At 64.5% G+C, this 16,625-nt stretch carries 13 protein-coding genes and 1 tRNA gene; 12 read left to right on the forward strand and 2 right to left on the reverse strand.

Annotated features, from left to right (window positions below):
* Positions 1-63: 63 nt before the first annotated feature.
* A complete protein-coding gene (locus ACVWY5_RS13545) occupies positions 64-1,812 on the reverse strand; it encodes an ATP-binding protein (protein ID WP_028334300.1) in 1,749 nt (582 codons plus the stop codon).
* A 398-nt stretch (positions 1,813-2,210) separates the two neighbouring features.
* Here ACVWY5_RS13545 and ACVWY5_RS13550 point away from each other — a divergent pair, with 398 nt between their 5' ends.
* The 8 genes from ACVWY5_RS13550 (at position 2,211) to ggt (ending at position 11,843) form a co-directional block, all read left to right on the forward strand.
* Positions 2,211-4,103 carry an EAL domain-containing protein gene (locus ACVWY5_RS13550; protein WP_051376157.1) on the forward strand — a complete coding sequence of 631 codons (1,893 nt, stop codon included), beginning with the start codon at positions 2,211-2,213 and terminating at the stop codon, positions 4,101-4,103.
* 173 nt (positions 4,104-4,276) lie between these two features.
* Complete coding sequence (locus ACVWY5_RS13555; protein WP_028334301.1) at positions 4,277-5,233, forward strand: catechol 2,3-dioxygenase; 957 nt, start codon at positions 4,277-4,279, stop codon at positions 5,231-5,233.
* 158 nt (positions 5,234-5,391) lie between these two features.
* Positions 5,392-5,862: a DUF1801 domain-containing protein gene (locus tag ACVWY5_RS13560; protein ID WP_028334302.1), complete on the forward strand. Its 471-nt coding sequence runs from the start codon at positions 5,392-5,394 to the stop codon at positions 5,860-5,862.
* Between the two features lie 215 nt (positions 5,863-6,077).
* Positions 6,078-7,355 (forward strand): sulfite dehydrogenase, encoded by a 1,278-nt coding sequence (gene soxC / locus ACVWY5_RS13565; RefSeq protein WP_028334303.1) that lies wholly within the window; start codon positions 6,078-6,080, stop codon positions 7,353-7,355.
* A gap of 34 nt (positions 7,356-7,389) precedes the next feature.
* A complete protein-coding gene (locus tag ACVWY5_RS13570) occupies positions 7,390-7,887 on the forward strand; it encodes a c-type cytochrome (RefSeq protein WP_051376168.1) in 498 nt (165 codons plus the stop codon).
* Between the two features lie 180 nt (positions 7,888-8,067).
* Entirely contained in the window at positions 8,068-8,376 is a 309-nt protein-coding gene (locus ACVWY5_RS13575) for a BA14K family protein (protein WP_028334305.1), read from the forward strand.
* A gap of 146 nt (positions 8,377-8,522) precedes the next feature.
* Complete coding sequence (locus tag ACVWY5_RS13580; RefSeq protein WP_028334306.1) at positions 8,523-10,022, forward strand: amino acid permease; 1,500 nt, start codon at positions 8,523-8,525, stop codon at positions 10,020-10,022.
* A gap of 84 nt (positions 10,023-10,106) precedes the next feature.
* Positions 10,107-11,843 (forward strand): gamma-glutamyltransferase, encoded by a 1,737-nt coding sequence (gene ggt / locus ACVWY5_RS13585; RefSeq protein ID WP_028334307.1) that lies wholly within the window; start codon positions 10,107-10,109, stop codon positions 11,841-11,843.
* 118 nt (positions 11,844-11,961) lie between these two features.
* Here the strand turns inward: ggt and ACVWY5_RS13590 are convergent, their stop codons facing one another.
* Entirely contained in the window at positions 11,962-12,297 is a 336-nt protein-coding gene (locus ACVWY5_RS13590) for a hypothetical protein (protein ID WP_244978581.1), read from the reverse strand.
* A 556-nt stretch (positions 12,298-12,853) separates the two neighbouring features.
* Between ACVWY5_RS13590 and ACVWY5_RS13595 the strand changes: the two genes are divergently transcribed.
* The 4 genes from ACVWY5_RS13595 (at position 12,854) to ACVWY5_RS13610 (ending at position 16,612) form a co-directional block, all read left to right on the forward strand.
* Positions 12,854-15,349, forward strand: coding sequence for a penicillin-binding protein 1A (locus ACVWY5_RS13595; RefSeq protein ID WP_028334309.1), 2,496 nt, complete (start codon positions 12,854-12,856; stop codon positions 15,347-15,349).
* 195 nt (positions 15,350-15,544) lie between these two features.
* The gene (locus ACVWY5_RS13600) at positions 15,545-15,739 is read left to right on the forward strand and encodes a hypothetical protein (RefSeq protein ID WP_038377475.1); all 195 of its coding nucleotides are present in this window, start codon (positions 15,545-15,547) and stop codon (positions 15,737-15,739) included.
* Positions 15,740-15,956: 217 nt separating this feature from the next.
* Positions 15,957-16,030 (forward strand) — tRNA-Gln (locus ACVWY5_RS13605).
* Positions 16,031-16,204: 174 nt separating this feature from the next.
* The gene (locus ACVWY5_RS13610) at positions 16,205-16,612 is read left to right on the forward strand and encodes a GNAT family N-acetyltransferase (RefSeq protein WP_038377476.1); all 408 of its coding nucleotides are present in this window, start codon (positions 16,205-16,207) and stop codon (positions 16,610-16,612) included.
* Positions 16,613-16,625 lie beyond the last annotated feature (13 nt).

Below are 16,625 nucleotides of genomic sequence, written 5' to 3' on the forward strand. Positions count from 1 at the left end.
ACGCGAGACCATAGTGGATGACGCCTTGGGCGCAAGGCGCATCGGCGCCTTGGCGGAATTCGGCTAACGCAGCGGCTTCTTCAGAAGCGAGAAGCGGTCCGGATCGAGGCCGAGCGAGGGCTGCAGCATCGGCGCCTCGGCCGGCGCCATGGTGCGCGCCGGCGCCGGAGAGCTGAAGTTTGCGTCGCCGCTCGGGCTGTCGCGATGCGAAGTGGCACCGCGCCAGCGCTCTAGCACGGCACTGACGAAATGCATGTCATGGCCGGCGGTGACCGACGGTACCGTGGCGATGGTGGCCTCGCCGCGCGGCAGCTGGTGGGGCGGCACCTCCTTGAAGCGCAGCCGGGTCGGCAGCGCCACGCCTTCGCCGAACGCCAGCACCTCGCGGGTGCCAAGCGAGGGCACGAAGGACAGCAGGTTGGCGGCGGCGTCCGAGACCGCGGAGCGCAGCAGCGCCTGGTCGCGGTCGTTGGCAAGGCGCATCGTGAACAGCGTGTTGCACTGGGAGATGATGGTCGCGTCGAGCTCGGCTGGACGCTGGGTAATCAGGCCGAGATAGACGCCGTATTTGCGGCCTTCCTTGGCAATGCGCGACACCGCCTTGCGGGTCGGCCCGAAGCCGATATTGCGGTCGGCGGAGGCGTAGCGGTGCGCTTCCTCGCAGACGAACAGCATCGGCGAGACGCCGTCGCTCCACAGCCCGAAATCGAACGCCATGCGGCACAGCACCGACACCACGGAATCGACGACTTCGGCGGGGAAGCCAGCGAGTTGCATGATCGTCATCGGCTTGCCGTTGGCGGGCAGGCGGAACAGATGGCTGATCACCTCGGCCATGGTATCGCCGCCGACATTGGCATTGTCGAACATGAAGGCGTAGCGCGGATCGTTGCGCACCGCGTCGATGCGCGAGATCAGCTTGTGATAGATGATGCGCGAGGAGCGGTTCTCCAGCTTGCCCATGCGCTCGTCGATCAGCGAGATCAGGTCGACGAGGCGATAGGGCACCGGCGTATCGACGGTGTAGCCGACCTGCTTGGGGTCGATGCGCTTCAGCCCGAGACCGACCCGATCGGAGTTCTGGTACTGGGTGTAGATGCCCTTCGCCATCGGGATCACTTCGGCGAGGATGTCGAGCTCCTCGGGCACGCCGGGCCGGCCGCCGAACAGTACGTCCACGATCTCTTCGAAGTTGAACAGCCAGAACGGTAGCTTCAGGTTCCGCGGGTTGAGCACCTGCGCGCGCTCGCCGAAGCAGCGGCCATATTCATTGTGCACGTCGAGCAGGAAGATGCGCAGGTTGGGCCGCGACTTCAGGATCTCGTTGAGCAGCAGCGACACGCCGGTCGACTTGCCGACGCCGGTCGAGCCGAGCACCGCGAAGTGCTTGGACAGCATCTCCTCGACGTCGACATAGGCGATGACAGAACGATCCTGCTGCAACGTGCCGACATTGATCTGGTCCGAGCCGCTCGGCGCATAGACCGTGCGCAGCTCCTGGTTCGTGATCAGATCGGTGCTGTCGCCGATGGTCGGATAGTGGGTGACGCCGCGCTGGAATTTCGGGCGGTCGCCACCCAGGATCTCGCCCAGCAGGTCGACCGAGGCGGTCGCCATGAATTCGTCGGACGCCGGCAGGTTCTCGCACGTCACTTCGGTGATCATGGCGACGATGACCGAACTTGCGCAGCGGATACTGACGAACCGGCCGACGGTCGCTCGCATTTCTGAAAGTTGCATCTGGCCGCCCGCCAGCAGCCCAACCCGGGCCTGCGAGCCGCGCACAGAGATCACACGTCCGAAGGGTGTCACAGTTCCAGCCTGGCTCGTTCTCAAAATCTAAATGTCCGGAGCAATATGCCCGCCCGGGATTGGAAAAATCGTTAAATCGCCGGGGTTCCGCATCGGCTAAATCTACACCTTCCCGGTGACGATTTGTTTCTATCGTACCGCGAGATTACGCGCTGTCGCGCGCATCGGCGGCGAAATCGTCGCTTTCCGGCACAGCCGCGTTTGTTTCCCGGTTTTTCTGTTAAGGCCGGATTCACCATCTCCGCGGAGTGCATCGGCGGCTCCGTCGGTTTACGGGGCATTGGGGGCGAATTGTCATACGTTGTCGCCCGGTATCGCGTAACCGATTGCTAACTGCGAGTTGTAACGACCTTTCCATTTGTGCTGCGTAACGATGCCGCGCCCTGGGAGAGATCAGCGTGCGCATCGAACACCGCAATTCATCGTCAGGAAATGCCGATGCCGGCTCGACCAAGGGGCTGGCGTTCTGTGCCGGCCTGTTGGTCGGCAGCCTGCTCGGAAGTGCGACCGCGCAATGGAGTGAGCGCGAAGGCCTGCTGATGGCGGCATTCGCGATCATGGCCGTGATCGTCTTCCTGTTGCTCAAGCGGCACGAAATCTCCGACGAGCGGCTCGCCACCGAACGCCGCAATCTCGTGACTGCCGTGAACAACATTCCGCAGGGCCTCGTGCTCTACGATGCGTCGGCGCGCATCATCATCTGCAACCGTCCCTACATCGAGATGTTCGGGCTTTCGCCCGACGTCGCCAAGCCCGGCTGCACGATGCGCCGGCTGATTGCGCATAGACAGGAGACGGGCTCGTTCGACGGCGATGTCGACGACTTCTGCGACGCCATCATCGGCAACGTGAAGCTTGGCCGCGCCACACGTCAGCTGACGCAGGCGCCGGGCGGGCGCGCGATCGAGATCGTCAACAAGCCGCTGCCGGAAGGCGGCTGGGTGGCGACCATCGAGGATGTCACCGAGCGTACGCGCACCGAGAACAAGATCGCCCACATGGCGCATTATGATGCGCTGACCGACCTGCCGAACCGCGTGCTGTTCCGCGAACGCCTGGAGCGGGCGCTGAAGGCGATCCGGCCGGATCAGCAGCTCGCGGTCATGTATATCGACATCGACGAGTTCAAGGCCGTCAACGACGCGCTCGGCCATCAGATCGGCGACGAATTGCTCAGGGCGATCGCCGACCGCCTGCGCGGCTGCGTTGGGGACACCGACGTCGCAGCGCGGCTCGGCGGCGACGAGTTTGCCGTGATCCAGACCGCCGTCCGCGATCAGACCGAGACCATGCAGCTCCTCGCTGCGATCTATCAGTCGATCCGCCGGCCGATCGACTGCAGCGGGCATATGATCACCACCGATGCCAGCATCGGCATCGCCGTTGCGCCCGCCGACGGCCTCGACATCGATCAATTGCTGCGCAATGCCGACCTCGCGCTCTACGGAGCCAAGAGCGACGGCCGCCGCACCTACCGGTTCTTCGAGACCGGCATGGACGCACGTGCCAAGGCGCGGCGCAGCCTCGAGCTCGAGCTGCGCCAGGCGATCGCCGACGGCAGCTTCGAGCTGCACTATCAGCCGCTGCTCCATCTCGAGGAGGGGCAGGTCAGTTGCTGCGAGGCGCTGGTGCGCTGGCGCCATCCCGAACGCGGCATCATCTCGCCGGCGGATTTCATCCCGATCGCCGAGGACACCGGCCTGATCAACGATCTCGGTCACTGGGTGCTCAACACCGCGTGCCGCGAGGCGATGAACTGGCCGGAGTATGTTCATGTCGCGGTCAACGTGTCTCCGATCCAGTTCAAGAGCCAGACGCTGGCGCTCAACGTCGCCGCCGCGCTCGCCGCGACAGGGCTTGCACCTTCGCGGCTCGAGCTCGAGATCACCGAGGCGGTGCTGATCCGCGACGACGAGGCTGCGCTCGATATCCTGCATCAGCTGCGCGAACTGGGCGTACGTATCGCGCTCGACGATTTCGGCACCGGCTATTCCTCGCTGAGCTATCTGCAGCGCTTCCCCTTCGACAAGATCAAGATCGATCGCGCCTTCATCAAGGATCTCGCCGGGACCGGTGCGTCGTCCACGATCGTCCAGGCCGTCGTCAACATCGCCGCTGCCAGCGACATGACCACGACCGCGGAGGGCGTCGAGACCGAGCAGCAGCGCAACCTGCTGCGCATCCTCGGCTGCACCGAGATGCAGGGCTATCTGTTCAGCCGGCCGGTGTCATCGGCTGAAATCCGCAAGCTCCTGTCGTCGGATCGCGAGAAGGCCGTCTCGGTCTCCTGACTCGACCGCTTTCACGAGGTGATTCCGTCCACGGAATGCCGTGCGAGCGCAATTGCCGTCGCCAGTAATTTGTTGACGGGACCTAATCATTTGTACACTAGTACAAATCAACGCGCCGCTCACCTGTCCAGCCGCAAGTCGTCGATCCGGCGCGTCGCGGAGGGAGACCGTCCATGCAGCCGGAACCGATCTTCGATCTCGCGCATCTCGGGCACATGGAGCTTTTGACGCCGAAGCCGGACGAGAGCCTGAAATTCTTCCTCGACGTCATGGGCATGACCGTCAGCGGCCGCAAGGGCGAGTCGGTCTATCTGCGCGGCTGGGACGATTACGAGCGCTATTCGCTGAAGCTGACGGCGTCGAAGACTTCAGGGATGGAGCACATGGCGCTGCGGGCGCGCAGCCCGCAGGCGCTCGAACGCCGCGTCGCCGCGCTGATGGGCTCGGGCTTCGATATCGGCTGGATCGACGGTGACATGGGGCAGGGGCCGGCATTCCGTTGCCGCGACCCGGACGGCCATGTCATCGAGCTCTATTACGAGACCGAGTGGTACGAGGCGCCGTCCGAGCTGAAGCCCGCGCTGAAGAACCAGGCGCAGCGCTTTCCGGCGCGCGGCGTCAATGTCCGCCGGCTCGACCATCTCAATTGCCTCGCGGTTGACATCAAGGCCAACCGTCTGTTCTTCGAAAACTACCTCGGCTGTCGCACCACCGAGCAGATCGTGCTCAACGACGGCACGGAAGCCGCGATGTGGATGACGATGTCGAACAAGAGTTACGACTTCGCCTATACGCGCGACCATTACGGCAAGCCCGGCCGGTTTCACCATGTCACCTACGCGCTCGACAGCCGCGAGGAGATCCTGCGAGCCGCGGATATTTTTCTCGAGCACGGGGTGCATATCGAGACCGGGCCGCACAAGCACGCGATCCAGCAGACCTTCTTCCTCTATGTCTATGAACCTGGCGGCAACCGCGTCGAAGTCGCCAACGCCGGCGCACGCCTGATCCTCGCGCCGGACTGGAAGCCGATCGTGTGGACCGAGGAAGAGCGCAAGAAGGGACAGGCGTGGGGATTGAAGACGATCGAGTCGTTCCACACCCACGGCACCCCGCCGCTGATCGACTAGATGCCAGACCGCCACACGAAGGCCACCCGAGCGCGTCGATACGCCGCCGCGAACACGCGCGCTCGCTGACGACAACACCGACGCGCAACCGATATGATCCGGTTTCGCGACGGCGGGCGCTGCGCCGCGCGAGACGTGAACCGGTGAGAGCGGGCACTATGGCTGGCAAGACGCGAAAGACGTCGGCGAAGGGTGCGAAAAAGAGCGCCGCGAAGCGTGGCTCTGCAAAGCCGCGTCTGCTCGCGGGCGGCAATCCGCAGATCGCCAAGGGATATGGTGACGCTCCGGTGCAAGTCTATATCGCCGCGATGCCGGGGTGGAAGCGCGATGTCGGACGCAAGCTTGACGCGCTCATCGTGCGTGCCGTCCCCGGCGTGCACAAGGCGGTGAAGTGGAACTCGCCGCTCTACGGCATGGAAGGGGACGGCTGGTTCCTCGGCATCCATGTCTTCACGCGCTACGTCAAGGTGGCGTTCTTTCGCGGTGCGTCGCTGCTTCCGGTGCCGCCGGGCGAGTCAAAGCAGCAGCACACGCGCTATCTCGACATTCACGAGAACGACGAGCTCGACGAAGCCCAGTTCACCGCGTGGGTGAAGCAAGCCAGTCAATTGCCCGGCGTACGGATGTGAACGCAAGCAAAGACTGTCGAACAACGGCCATCACGCGCCGTCGATGCGGATATGCGCGCCGGAGCATTGCCTCCCCTCAGCCCTTTGATGTTAGGCTGCACCAAAGCCCGATGAATCGTCATCGCGCTTTGGATTGTTGTCCTGGCATGATCTTTTCGGAAGACCGCTTCGCACTTTTCCGGATCATGCTCCGGTAACGTCAGAGGAAAACGTCGATGAGCGAACACACGACGGACAAGCGCGTGAGAGAGGCGTCTCGCAGGCGATTCCTTCAGGCCGGTGCAGCACTGGCCGGTGGCTCCGCGATATCGGGAGTTGCCGGTTCTACCGCGCTTGCCGAACAGGGAAATAATCTTCCACCCAATGTGCCGGAATGGATGAAAGCGCCCGGCGACCCGATGGGAAGCCAGCCCTATGGCACGCCATCGGTTCACGAGAAGGCTGTCGTCAAGAACATCTCGAAGACGCTACCGCAATACATCTCCGCTTCGGGCCGCACGCCGTTGCAGGAGCTCGACGGCATCATCACGCCGAACGGTTTGTTCTACGAACGCCACCATGGCGGCGTGCCAACCATCGACCCGGCCGAGCACCGGCTGGTGCTGCATGGCATGGTCGATCGCCCGCTGGTGTTCACGATGGAGGACATCCGCCGCTTTCCGTCGCAGTCGCGCATCCACTTCCTCGAGTGCTCCGGCAATCCGGTCTACACCAAGCCCTACGGCAAGACGGCCTCCGACCTCGTCGGCCTCCTGAGCTGTGCGGAATGGACCGGCGTGCCGCTGAAGACGGTGCTGGACGAAGCGGGCCTTCAGGCGGGTGCCAAATGGATCGTGGCCGAAGGCGCCGACGCGGCTGCGTTGACGCGCTCGATCCCGATCGAGAAATGCCTCGACGATGCCATGCTGGTCTACAGCCAGAATGGCGAGCGGCTGCGCCCGCAGCAGGGCTATCCGCTGCGCCTGTTGCTGCCCGGCTTCGAGGGCAACATGAACGTGAAGTGGCTGCGCCGGCTCAAGGTCGTCGCCGAGCCGGCCTATTCGCGCGAGGAGACCTCGAAATACACCGACCCGATGCCCGACGGTACGTCGCGCGAATTCACCTTCTATATGGAAGCCAAGTCGATCATCACACGGCCGTCCGGCGGGCAGAAGCTGACGACGCAGGGTTTTCACGAGATTACCGGGATCGCCTGGAGCGGTCACGGCAAGATCAAGAGCGTCGAGGTCTCGCTCGACGAGGGTAAGAGCTGGCAGCAGGCCGAATTGCAGGAGCCGGTGTTGACGCGCGCGCTCACGCGCTTCCGCTTGCCCTGGCATTGGGACGGCAAACCCGCCGTGATCCAGAGCCGCGCCATCGACGAGACCGGATACGTGCAGCCGACGCTGGCGGAATTGGTCAAGGTGCGTGGTCTCAACTCGTTCTACCACAACAACGCGATCTGGCCCTGGCGCATCGATGCGAATGGTGAGGTGACCAATGGCCAGGCTTAAGCTCAAGGCGGCGTTCCTCGTGAGTGCGATCGCGATGCTTGCCACTGCCGGGCAGGCCGAGGATCGCTTTGGCATCGGGCGTGAGGCGATGCCTGCCGAGATCGCCGGCTGGAACATCGATATCGGCCGTGACGGCTCCAACCTGCCGCCGGGCAACGGCAGCGTCGAGCGCGGCCGCACGGTGTTCAGCGAGCAATGCGCGGCGTGCCACGGCGACAGCGGGCAGGGCGGCGTCGGCGACCGCCTGGTCGGCGGACAGGGCACGCTGGCGAGCCCAAAACCGATCCGCACCGTCGGCAGCTATTGGCCCTATGCCCCGACGCTGTTCGACTACATCCGCCGCGCGATGCCGCAGAACGCGCCGCAGTCGCTGAGCAATCAGGACGTCTACGCGGTGTCCGCCTACATCCTCAGCCTCAACGGCTTTGTTCCCGCCAATGCTGTGCTCGACGCCAAGTCGCTGGCCGCCATCAAGATGCCGAACCGCGACGGCTTCGTCTCCGATCCGCGGCCGGACGTGCACAACCACTGAAGCGTCGGCAGGACGTATGTCTCGGGCTCCGGTTGCGGTGCCGCGCAGACCGCTGGGCTCGCGCCATTGTGACCTCAAGGTCCCTGGGTCCGGACCTTGGCCGGCACCATATCAATCGCGGGCACAAGAGCGACGCCGCCGCTCTTGGACAGTTTTCAGTTGATGCATCGGAGAGGTCATATGGCCGGACTTAAGGCCGTTGCAGCCGTTGCGCTGCTCGTGGGAATGACGTTCGCGCCGGTCGCGGCCCAGATGTCGGAGCCGGCATATTTCGACGCGCAAAATCCCGGACGCAGCGCGATCAACGGCGGCGCCCTGACGCCATGGGGTGAGGCCCAGGAGGCCGCGCAGCGCGGCGGCAATCCGGCGAACGCCTACGGTGCCATGCCTGCGGCGGAGCCATCTTCCTCTTGCGCGCGTTACCATTCATTCGATCCAGCGTCCGGCACCTTCCTTGGCCGTGATGGCCGTCGGCATCCCTGCCGATAGGGCGCCGCACCACGCTTGGCGGTGGATAAGGGCGCCGGCACTTGCCCGGCGCTCGAACGACTGGACGTTAGGCGCGTTATAGTCCGCCGATCGTGTCGGGTCCCGCCGGACCCGAGCGGCGGAGGACACCCGGCGTGACAGACGCTCTGGCCGGTTTCTGGGACCGAAAGTCGACCTCGGACCTGTTGCGGGAGGCGGCGCGGGCCGATGGCGACGCGGAGACGCCGATCTTCCGGCGCTCGCTCTCGGCGTTGCAACTCGTCACGCTCGGCATCGGCGGCATCATCGGCGCCGGCATCTTCGTGCTGACGGGCCATGCGGCCGCTGCCAATGCCGGTCCCGCGGTCACGCTCTCCTTCATGCTTGGTGCGGTGGCCTGCGCCTTCGCCGGCCTGTGCTACGCCGAGATGTCGTCGACGGTGCCGATCTGCGGCAGCGCTTACACCTATGCCTATGCCACGCTCGGCGAACTGATCGCCTGGATCATCGGCTGGGACCTGATCCTCGAATACGCGGTCGGCGCGATCGCGGTCTCGGTCGGGTGGTCCGGCTATTTCGTCAGTCTGATGCGCGATTTCGGCATCAACCTGCCGCCGCAATTCACCTCGGCGCCGCTCGCCTACGACGTCAACACCGGCGCATGGTCGTCGACCGGTGCGGTCATCAACATCCCGGCGATGGCGGTCATCGCGTTCGTGACCACGTTGCTGGTGGTCGGCATTCGCGAGTCCGCGCGCTTTACCAGCTTCGTCGTCGTGGTCAAGCTCGTCGTGATCGCGCTGTTTCTCGCCACCGCGGCTTCCTCGGTGACGCTGGCGAACTGGGTGACGGCGAGCAACCCGGAGGGCGCGCTGATCCCGCCGAATGCCGGTCCAGGCGTGTTCGGCTGGTCCGGCGTGGTCCGCGGTGCGGCGGTGGTGTTCTTCGCCTATATCGGCTTCGACGCGATCTCGACCGCGGCGCAGGAAGCGAAGACGCCGGAGCGCGACATGCCGATCGGCATTCTCGGTTCGCTCGTGATCTGCGCCGCGCTCTATGTCGCGGTCGGATTCGTGCTGACCGGCATCGTGCCCTATGACCGGCTCAGCGTGCCCGATCCGATCGCCGTCGGCATCGATGCGATCGGCATCGGCTGGCTCGGTCCGTTCATCAAGCTCGGCATTCTGTTCGGATTGACATCGGTGATCCTCATCATGCTGCTGGCGCAACCGCGGATCTTTCGCGCCATGGCGCATGACGGATTGCTGCCGGGCTTTGCCGCTAAGATCCATCCGCGCTTTCAGACCCCCTATGTCTCGACCATCTTCGCCGGCACCGTGGCCGCTCTTCTCGGCGGGCTGTTGCCGATCGGGCTGGTCGGCGAACTGGTCTCGATCGGCACGCTGTTCGCATTCACGGTGGTCTCGATCGGCACGCTGGTGCTGCGCGTGCGCGATCCGGAATTGCCGCGTCCGTTCAAGGCGCCGGCGATCTGGCTGGTGGCCCCGGCTGCCGCTGCAACCTCGCTGTTCCTGATGTTCGGCCTGCCGCTCGACACCTGGATCAGGCTCGCGGTATGGCTGGCGATCGGGCTTGTGATCTATGCGACCTACGGCAGACGGCACAGCCGGCTGCGGGCAAGTGGCGGGGACCGCGCGGGCCTATAGTGCGCGCGCGTGCGGCCTGCTAGATGTACGCGTTGAGATAGCACCGCAAGCCGCGACAAGCCGGTATTCTCCGGGGAGACTTCCATGCAAAATCCAATGGCCCGCGCGCGATGGATGGTCGCCGCGCTCGTCTCGATCGGCATCGTGTCGGCTGTTCCCGGTCGCGCAGCCTCGGTCGCGCCGGCCGCCGCCGAGAACGGCATGGTGGTTTCCGCGCAGCATCTCGCGACCCAGGTCGGCGTCGAGGTATTGAAGCGGGGCGGCAATGCGGTCGATGCGGCGGTCGCCGTAGGGTACGCGCTCGCGGTGGCCTATCCCGCCGCCGGCAATCTCGGTGGCGGCGGGTTCATGACCATCCAGTTCGCCGACGGCCGCAAGACCTTCCTGGATTTCCGGGAGACCGCGCCGAAGGGCGCCACTGCCGACATGTATCTCGACAAGGAAGGCAACGTCATCCCGGGGCTGTCGACCAAGGGGCATCTCGCTGTCGGCGTACCGGGATCGGTGGCCGGGATGGAATATGCGCGCGAGAAATACGGCACGATGAAGCGCGCTGACGTCATCGCGCCGGCGCTGCAACTGGCGGAGGATGGTTTCGTGCTCGACCAGGGCGACGTCAGCATGCTGCAGACCTCGACCAAGGACTTTCAGGACGATCCGCCCTCGGCCGCGATCTTTCTCAACAATGGAAAACCGTTCCAGGTCGGCGAGCGGCTGGTGCAACATGAACTCGCCGAGACGCTGCGCGAGATCAGCAAGCGCGGCACGGATGGCTTCTACAAGGGCTGGGTCGGTGCGGCGATCGTCGCCGCGAGCCAGGGCGGCAAGGGCCTGCTGACGCAGGTGGATCTGGACAACTACAGGGTTCGCGAGCTGGCCCCGGTCGAATGCGACTATCGCGGTTACCACGTGGTCTCGGCGCCGCCGCCTAGTTCGGGCGGTGTGGTGATCTGCGAGATGCTCAACATCCTCGAGGGCTATCCGCTGAAGGAGCTCGGCTACCATTCGGCGCAGGCGGTGCACTACCAGATCGAGGCGATGCGCCACGCTTACGTCGATCGCAACAGCTATCTCGGCGATCCGGATTTCGTGAAGAATCCGCTCGAGCGCCTGCTCGACAAGACCTACGCCGCGAAGATCCGTGCCGCGATCGACCCGGCCAAGGCCGGTGTGTCCAGGGACATCAAGCCCGGCGTTCCGCCGCATGAGGGCAGCAACACCACGCACTATTCGATTGCCGACAAGGACGGCAATGCGGTGTCGGTCACCTACACGCTGAACGACTGGTTCGGTGCCAAGGTGACGGCGGCCAAGACCGGCGTGCTGCTCAACGACGAGATGGACGACTTCACCGCCAAGGTCGGCGTGCCGAACCTGTATGGGCTGGTGCAGGGGGAGGCCAACGCGATCGTCCCCGGCAAGCGTCCGCTGTCCTCGATGAGCCCGACCATCGTCTCCAAGGACGGCAAGCCGGTCATCGTGATGGGCACCCCGGGCGGCAGCCGCATCATCACCGCCGTGCTGCTGACGATGATCAACGCGATCGACTACGGCATGAACGCGCAGGAGGCCGTGGACATGCCGCGCTTCCACCAGCAGTGGCTTCCCGAGGCGACCAACGTCGAGGATTATACGCTGTCGCCGGATACGCGGAAGATCCTGGAGGGCATGGGCCACAAATTCGGCCCGCCGCATCCGGCCAACCACCTCGCGGTGATCATCATCGGCGGGCCATCGCTGGGCGGCAAGCCTGTCGGCAACAATCGCTTCTATGGGGCGAACGATCCGCGGCGCAATTCGGGGCTCGCCGCGGGTTATTGATGGTGACGCCTAGCGACAATCCGTAGCCCGAATGAGCGAAGCGATATCTGGGTCTTGTTGAGCCCCCGCATGTCGCTCCGCTCATGCGGGCTACCGCTCCAATTGATCCGCGCTGCGGTCAGGCGACGGCGGTCGACCTGCCGTCGTTCTGACCGCTGGTCAGCAGCAGGCGCCGGCGGATCGCGTCTTCGACCAGGGCCAGCGATTGCTTGGCTTCGCGCGCCTCGGCTTCGGCGGCCTGAGCGCGGAATTCTGCCGCATCGAGTTGTTCCTGTTGGGACTCGATGCGCCGTCGAGCTTCCTCGAGCGCCCGCGACGCATCCCTCAATTTGCGCTCGGTGGCGGCGATGATTTCGAGCTGCGCCTGTTCGGCGGCCTCGGCGCGCGCTTCGCCGGCGCGGGCCCGGTCCTCGATGCTGCGGAACAAATCCGCCGCCTGATAGACGAGGTCCAAGGCTTCTGTGCCCATGGCCGATGTGGGTGGTTTTGGAAATCCAAGGACATTCGGGTCAGCCGTAAAAGGCCGTCTAAATCCGCGCAGTGCCATCAAAATCAGCCCGTCGCGAGTCGGTGTATGCCAACAACTTGCGGTAGTTATAGTTAACAAATCCTTAATGTGACTGGCGCGCCGGCGCTGTCCACCGGTTTCTGATGTCGCAGCACCCAAATCGTCGGCCGCATGGGGAATCGATCCGTCCGGCCCGCGCTTTTCTTTCGCGACGTGCTCTCCGCGCAAGCGTATCGAGACCGCAGCGCTATCAGGCGCGGCGTGCGAATCGCGCAGCGCTGCAGCGAAGATCGATGCAGCCTCCGCGGGCACCGCCAGTCGGCGAGGTCTGCCGATTTGGCTGCGGGCGCGAGCCGGGCTCTATGGCATAAGTTTGACGCCTGGCTTGCTTTAATTTCCGGTGTTGAATTGCAGGTCCATGGAGCGACCGATATACCGGGCGGCCTAAGTGGCACGCAGCGCGCTCAGAACGAGCGACGTATTCGCCACGGAAATCTGGTCGATGAAATTTCTGTTGCGGTTCTTCGGGTTCCTGTTCACCGCAGGCACCATCCTGTTCCTGGCTGGTCTGGCCGCGGTCGCAGGGCTGTTCTGGCATTTCTCCAAGGACCTGCCTGACTATTCGCAGCTCCAGAACTACGAGCCGCCGGTGATGACCCGCGTGCACGCGGCCGACGGCTCGCTGCTCGGTGAATACGCCAAGGAGCGCAGGCTCTATCTGCCGATCCAGGCGGTGCCGAAGCTCGTGATCAACGCGTTCCTCGCCGCCGAGGACAAGAATTTCTACGAGCATGGCGGCGTCGATTACACCGGCATGGCGCGCGCCGGCGTCGCCTACATCCAGAACTTCGGTTCCAACCGGCGGCCGCAGGGCGCCTCGACGATCACCCAGCAGGTCGCCAAGAACTTCCTTTTGACCAACGAGGTGTCGTTCACCCGCAAGATCAAGGAAGCCTTGCTGGCGATGCGGATCGAGCGGGCTTACTCCAAGGACAAGATCCTCGAGCTCTATCTCAACGAAATCTATCTCGGCCTTGGCGCCTACGGCATCGCGGCGGCCTCGCTGGTGTATTTCGACAAGTCCGTCAATGAACTGACGGTCGCGGAAGCGGCCTATCTGGCGGCGCTGCCGAAAATGCCGGCCAGCCTGCATCCAGTGCGCAACCGCGCGCGCGCCGTCGAGCGGCGCAACTACGTGATCGACCGACTGCAAGAGAACGGCTGGATCACCGCCGCCGACGCCGACAAGGCGCGCAAGGAGCCGCTGACCGTCACCAACCGCAGCAATGGCGCGCACACCTTCGCCGGCGAATATTTCTCGGAAGAAGTCCGCCGCGACATCTTCGAGCGCTATGGCGAGAAGAAGCTCTATGAAGGCGGCCTGTCGGTGCGTACCACGCTCGACCCCAAGGTCCAGGTGATGGCGCGCAAGGCCATGGTGGCTGGGCTCGTCAACTATGACGAGCAGCAGGGCTATCGCGGTGCGATCCAGAAGCTCGACCTGACCAGTGACTGGGGCGTGCCGCTCGCCGAGATCAAGTCGCTCTCCGACATCTCGCCGTGGCGGATGGCGGTGGTGCTGGAGAGCAACGATCAGTCGGCACGGATCGGCTTCCAGCCGGGCCGCGAGCTCGGCGGCGCCATCAGCAAGCAGCGCGAGACCGGCATCATCACGCTCGAGGGCGTCAGATGGGCGAGGGCGCTCTCCGGCCCGTACAAGGGCAAGACGCCGACATCGGTGGCGCAGGTGTTGCAGCCCGGCGACGTGATCTACGCCGACCCGCTGTTCAGCAAGGACGGCCAGCGCGTCGAAGGCCAGTACCGGCTGCGCCAGGTCCCCGAACTGTCGGGCGCGATGGTGGCGATGGATCCGCATACCGGCCGCGTGCTGGCGATGGTCGGCGGTTTCTCGTTCGACCAGAGCCAGTTCAACCGCGCGACGCAGGCCTACCGGCAGCCCGGTTCGACCTTCAAGCCGATCGTTTATTCGTCGGCGCTCGACAATGGCTACACCGGATCGACGATGATGATCGACGCCCCGATCGAGATCGACCAGGGGCAGGGCAACATCTGGCGGCCCGAAAACTTCTCCACCGGCAAGTATCAGGGCCAGGTGACGCTGCGCAACGCGCTGCGGCTGTCGCTCAACACCGTGACCGTGCGGCTGGCGCAGGAAATCGGCATGCCGCTGATCGGCGAGTATGCAAAGCGCTTCGGCGTCTATGACGAGTTGCCGAACTATCTCGCCTATGCACTCGGCGCCGGCGAGACCACGGTGATGCGGATGGCCACGGCCTATTCGATGATCGCCAATGGCGGCGTCCGCGTGAAGCCGACCTTGATCGACCGCATCCAGGACCGCTACGGCCACACCATCTTCAAGCACGATCAGCGCGAATGCCGCGGCTGCGACGCGCCGGAGGGCTGGAAGAACCAGCCGGAGCCGCAACTCGTCGACCGCCGCGAGCGGGTGCTCGACGCGATGTCCGCCTACCAGATCACCTCGCTGATGGAGGGCGTGATTCAGGCCGGTACCGGCACCGCCCTGAAGGACGTCGGCAAGCCGCTCGCCGGCAAGACCGGCACCTCGAACGAGGCCAAGGACCTCTGGTTCGTCGGCTTCTCGCCCGACCTCGTGGTCGGTCTCTATGTCGGCTACGACAAGCCGCGCTCGCTCGGCCGTAACGCGCAGGCCGGCCACACCGCGGCGCCGATCGCGCGCGACTTCCTGAAGCTCGCGCTGGCCGACAAGCCCGCGACCCCGTTCAAGCAGCCGGTCGGCATCCGGCTGGTCCTGGTCGATGCCAAGACCGGCCAGCGCGCCGCGCCTGGCCAGAACAGAGGCGTGGTGCTCGAAGCCTTCAAGCCGGGCCAGGCACCACCGGTCAATGATCCCGGGATGGTTGCCGGCACCGACGTGATCGACGGCACCCAGCAGGGCATTTCGCCGGACGCCGATCGGGCCGTGATGCGGTCAGGGACGGGCGGGCTGTACTGAGGTCGGCCGGCTGGACACCCGCTGATTGTGGTCGTTCGGTCTCTTGCGCCGCCGTGCCAAACGGCGGTGCGGCGCTTTGTCAGGGCGCTCTGGTTGAACACGCCGCTTGCGAGATCGACCTATTTGCAGAGGCCCGCGGATTGCGCGGGCGAGATCATGTGTTCCTGATGACGTGCGTTCCGTCTTGGATTGCCAATGATCAAGGTACTCAAGCTCGTCGCTCACGTCGTGTGGGCGGTTTCCATGATCGGGCTCGGAACGTTGATCGGTGCGAGCTATGGCTGGGCGCATCACGGCTGGATCGGCGCGGTCGCGCTTGGCTTCGTCGGGTTCAGCGTCGGAGCATTCCTCGCCGCCGATCCTTTCGTGGTTCTTGAATTCCTTCAGTGAAACCTTTGAAGCCACGACCTGGCGGGGAAAGCTGCCACCAATGGCTGGTCCCACACTGGCGGGTGATTTTACGCCCATTCCCCGCCAACAATGCTTGCCAAGCGTGGGACCAAGCGGGTAGAAGGTCGCACTCGCGCGGGCGCTGATTTGGCAGGCGAACCCGGTGCACCGAGATGTCCGGTCATCCAGCTAAGCTGTTGATACCACGGACGATTCTTGGGGAATGGTGTAACGGTAGCACAACAGACTCTGACTCTGTTTGTCTTGGTTCGAATCCAGGTTCCCCAGCCAATCTGCCTCGGTGGCGTGATCATCCTCTGAAATCCCGACGAGATTGCCGGCTGCAGCTGCCGGCGGAGGTCAGTCGTTTGTGTGCCATCACGGCATCGAGGGTGGATTAGCCCGGCGTAATCCACCATGGTCTCGCGCGCGTGGTCCGGCCCGTTGCAGTAGAGGTTTAAGTTGATGGACGAAATTCTCTATGCCCGTGAAGCGTCGATCGGCGTCGACGAGTTCATCGAGGTGCTGCGGCAGTCGGGCCTCGGCGAGCGGCGACCGCTGGCGGATACCGACCGGATGGAGCGTATGATCGCCAATGCGAATCTGATCGTGACGGCGCGCAAGGCGGGCAAGCTGGTCGGCGTGTCGCGCGCGCTGACCGATTTTGCCTATTGCTGCTATCTGTCCGATCTCGCAGTCGATCGTCAGCACCAGGGACATGGCATCGGCAAGCGCCTGATCGCGGAGACGCGGCGCCTCGCCGGACCTGAATCGATGTGCCTGCTGTTGTCGGCGCCGGACTCGATCGAGTTCTACAAGACCATCGGCATGCCGCAGCCGGACAACGCGTTCCTCTACAAGCGGGAGCGATAGCGAACGGCTACGC

The sequence above is a fragment of the Bradyrhizobium sp. USDA 3256 genome (assembly GCF_054058275.1).

Excerpts from the sequence above, each read along its gene's own strand:
- ACVWY5_RS13610 (WP_038377476.1), top strand. The coding sequence starts at position 16,205 with ATGGACGAAATTCTCTATGCCCGTGAAGCGTCGATCGGCGTCGACGAG.
- ACVWY5_RS13555 (WP_028334301.1), top strand. The coding sequence starts at position 4,277 with ATGCAGCCGGAACCGATCTTCGATCTCGCGCATCTCGGGCACATGGAG.
- ACVWY5_RS13595 (WP_028334309.1), top strand. The coding sequence starts at position 12,854 with ATGAAATTTCTGTTGCGGTTCTTCGGGTTCCTGTTCACCGCAGGCACC.
- ggt (WP_028334307.1), top strand. The coding sequence starts at position 10,107 with ATGCAAAATCCAATGGCCCGCGCGCGATGGATGGTCGCCGCGCTCGTC.
- ACVWY5_RS13575 (WP_028334305.1), top strand. The coding sequence starts at position 8,068 with ATGGCCGGACTTAAGGCCGTTGCAGCCGTTGCGCTGCTCGTGGGAATG.
- ACVWY5_RS13570 (WP_051376168.1), top strand. The coding sequence starts at position 7,390 with ATGCTTGCCACTGCCGGGCAGGCCGAGGATCGCTTTGGCATCGGGCGT.
- soxC (WP_028334303.1), top strand. The coding sequence starts at position 6,078 with ATGAGCGAACACACGACGGACAAGCGCGTGAGAGAGGCGTCTCGCAGG.
- ACVWY5_RS13560 (WP_028334302.1), top strand. The coding sequence starts at position 5,392 with ATGGCTGGCAAGACGCGAAAGACGTCGGCGAAGGGTGCGAAAAAGAGC.
- ACVWY5_RS13600 (WP_038377475.1), top strand. The coding sequence starts at position 15,545 with ATGATCAAGGTACTCAAGCTCGTCGCTCACGTCGTGTGGGCGGTTTCC.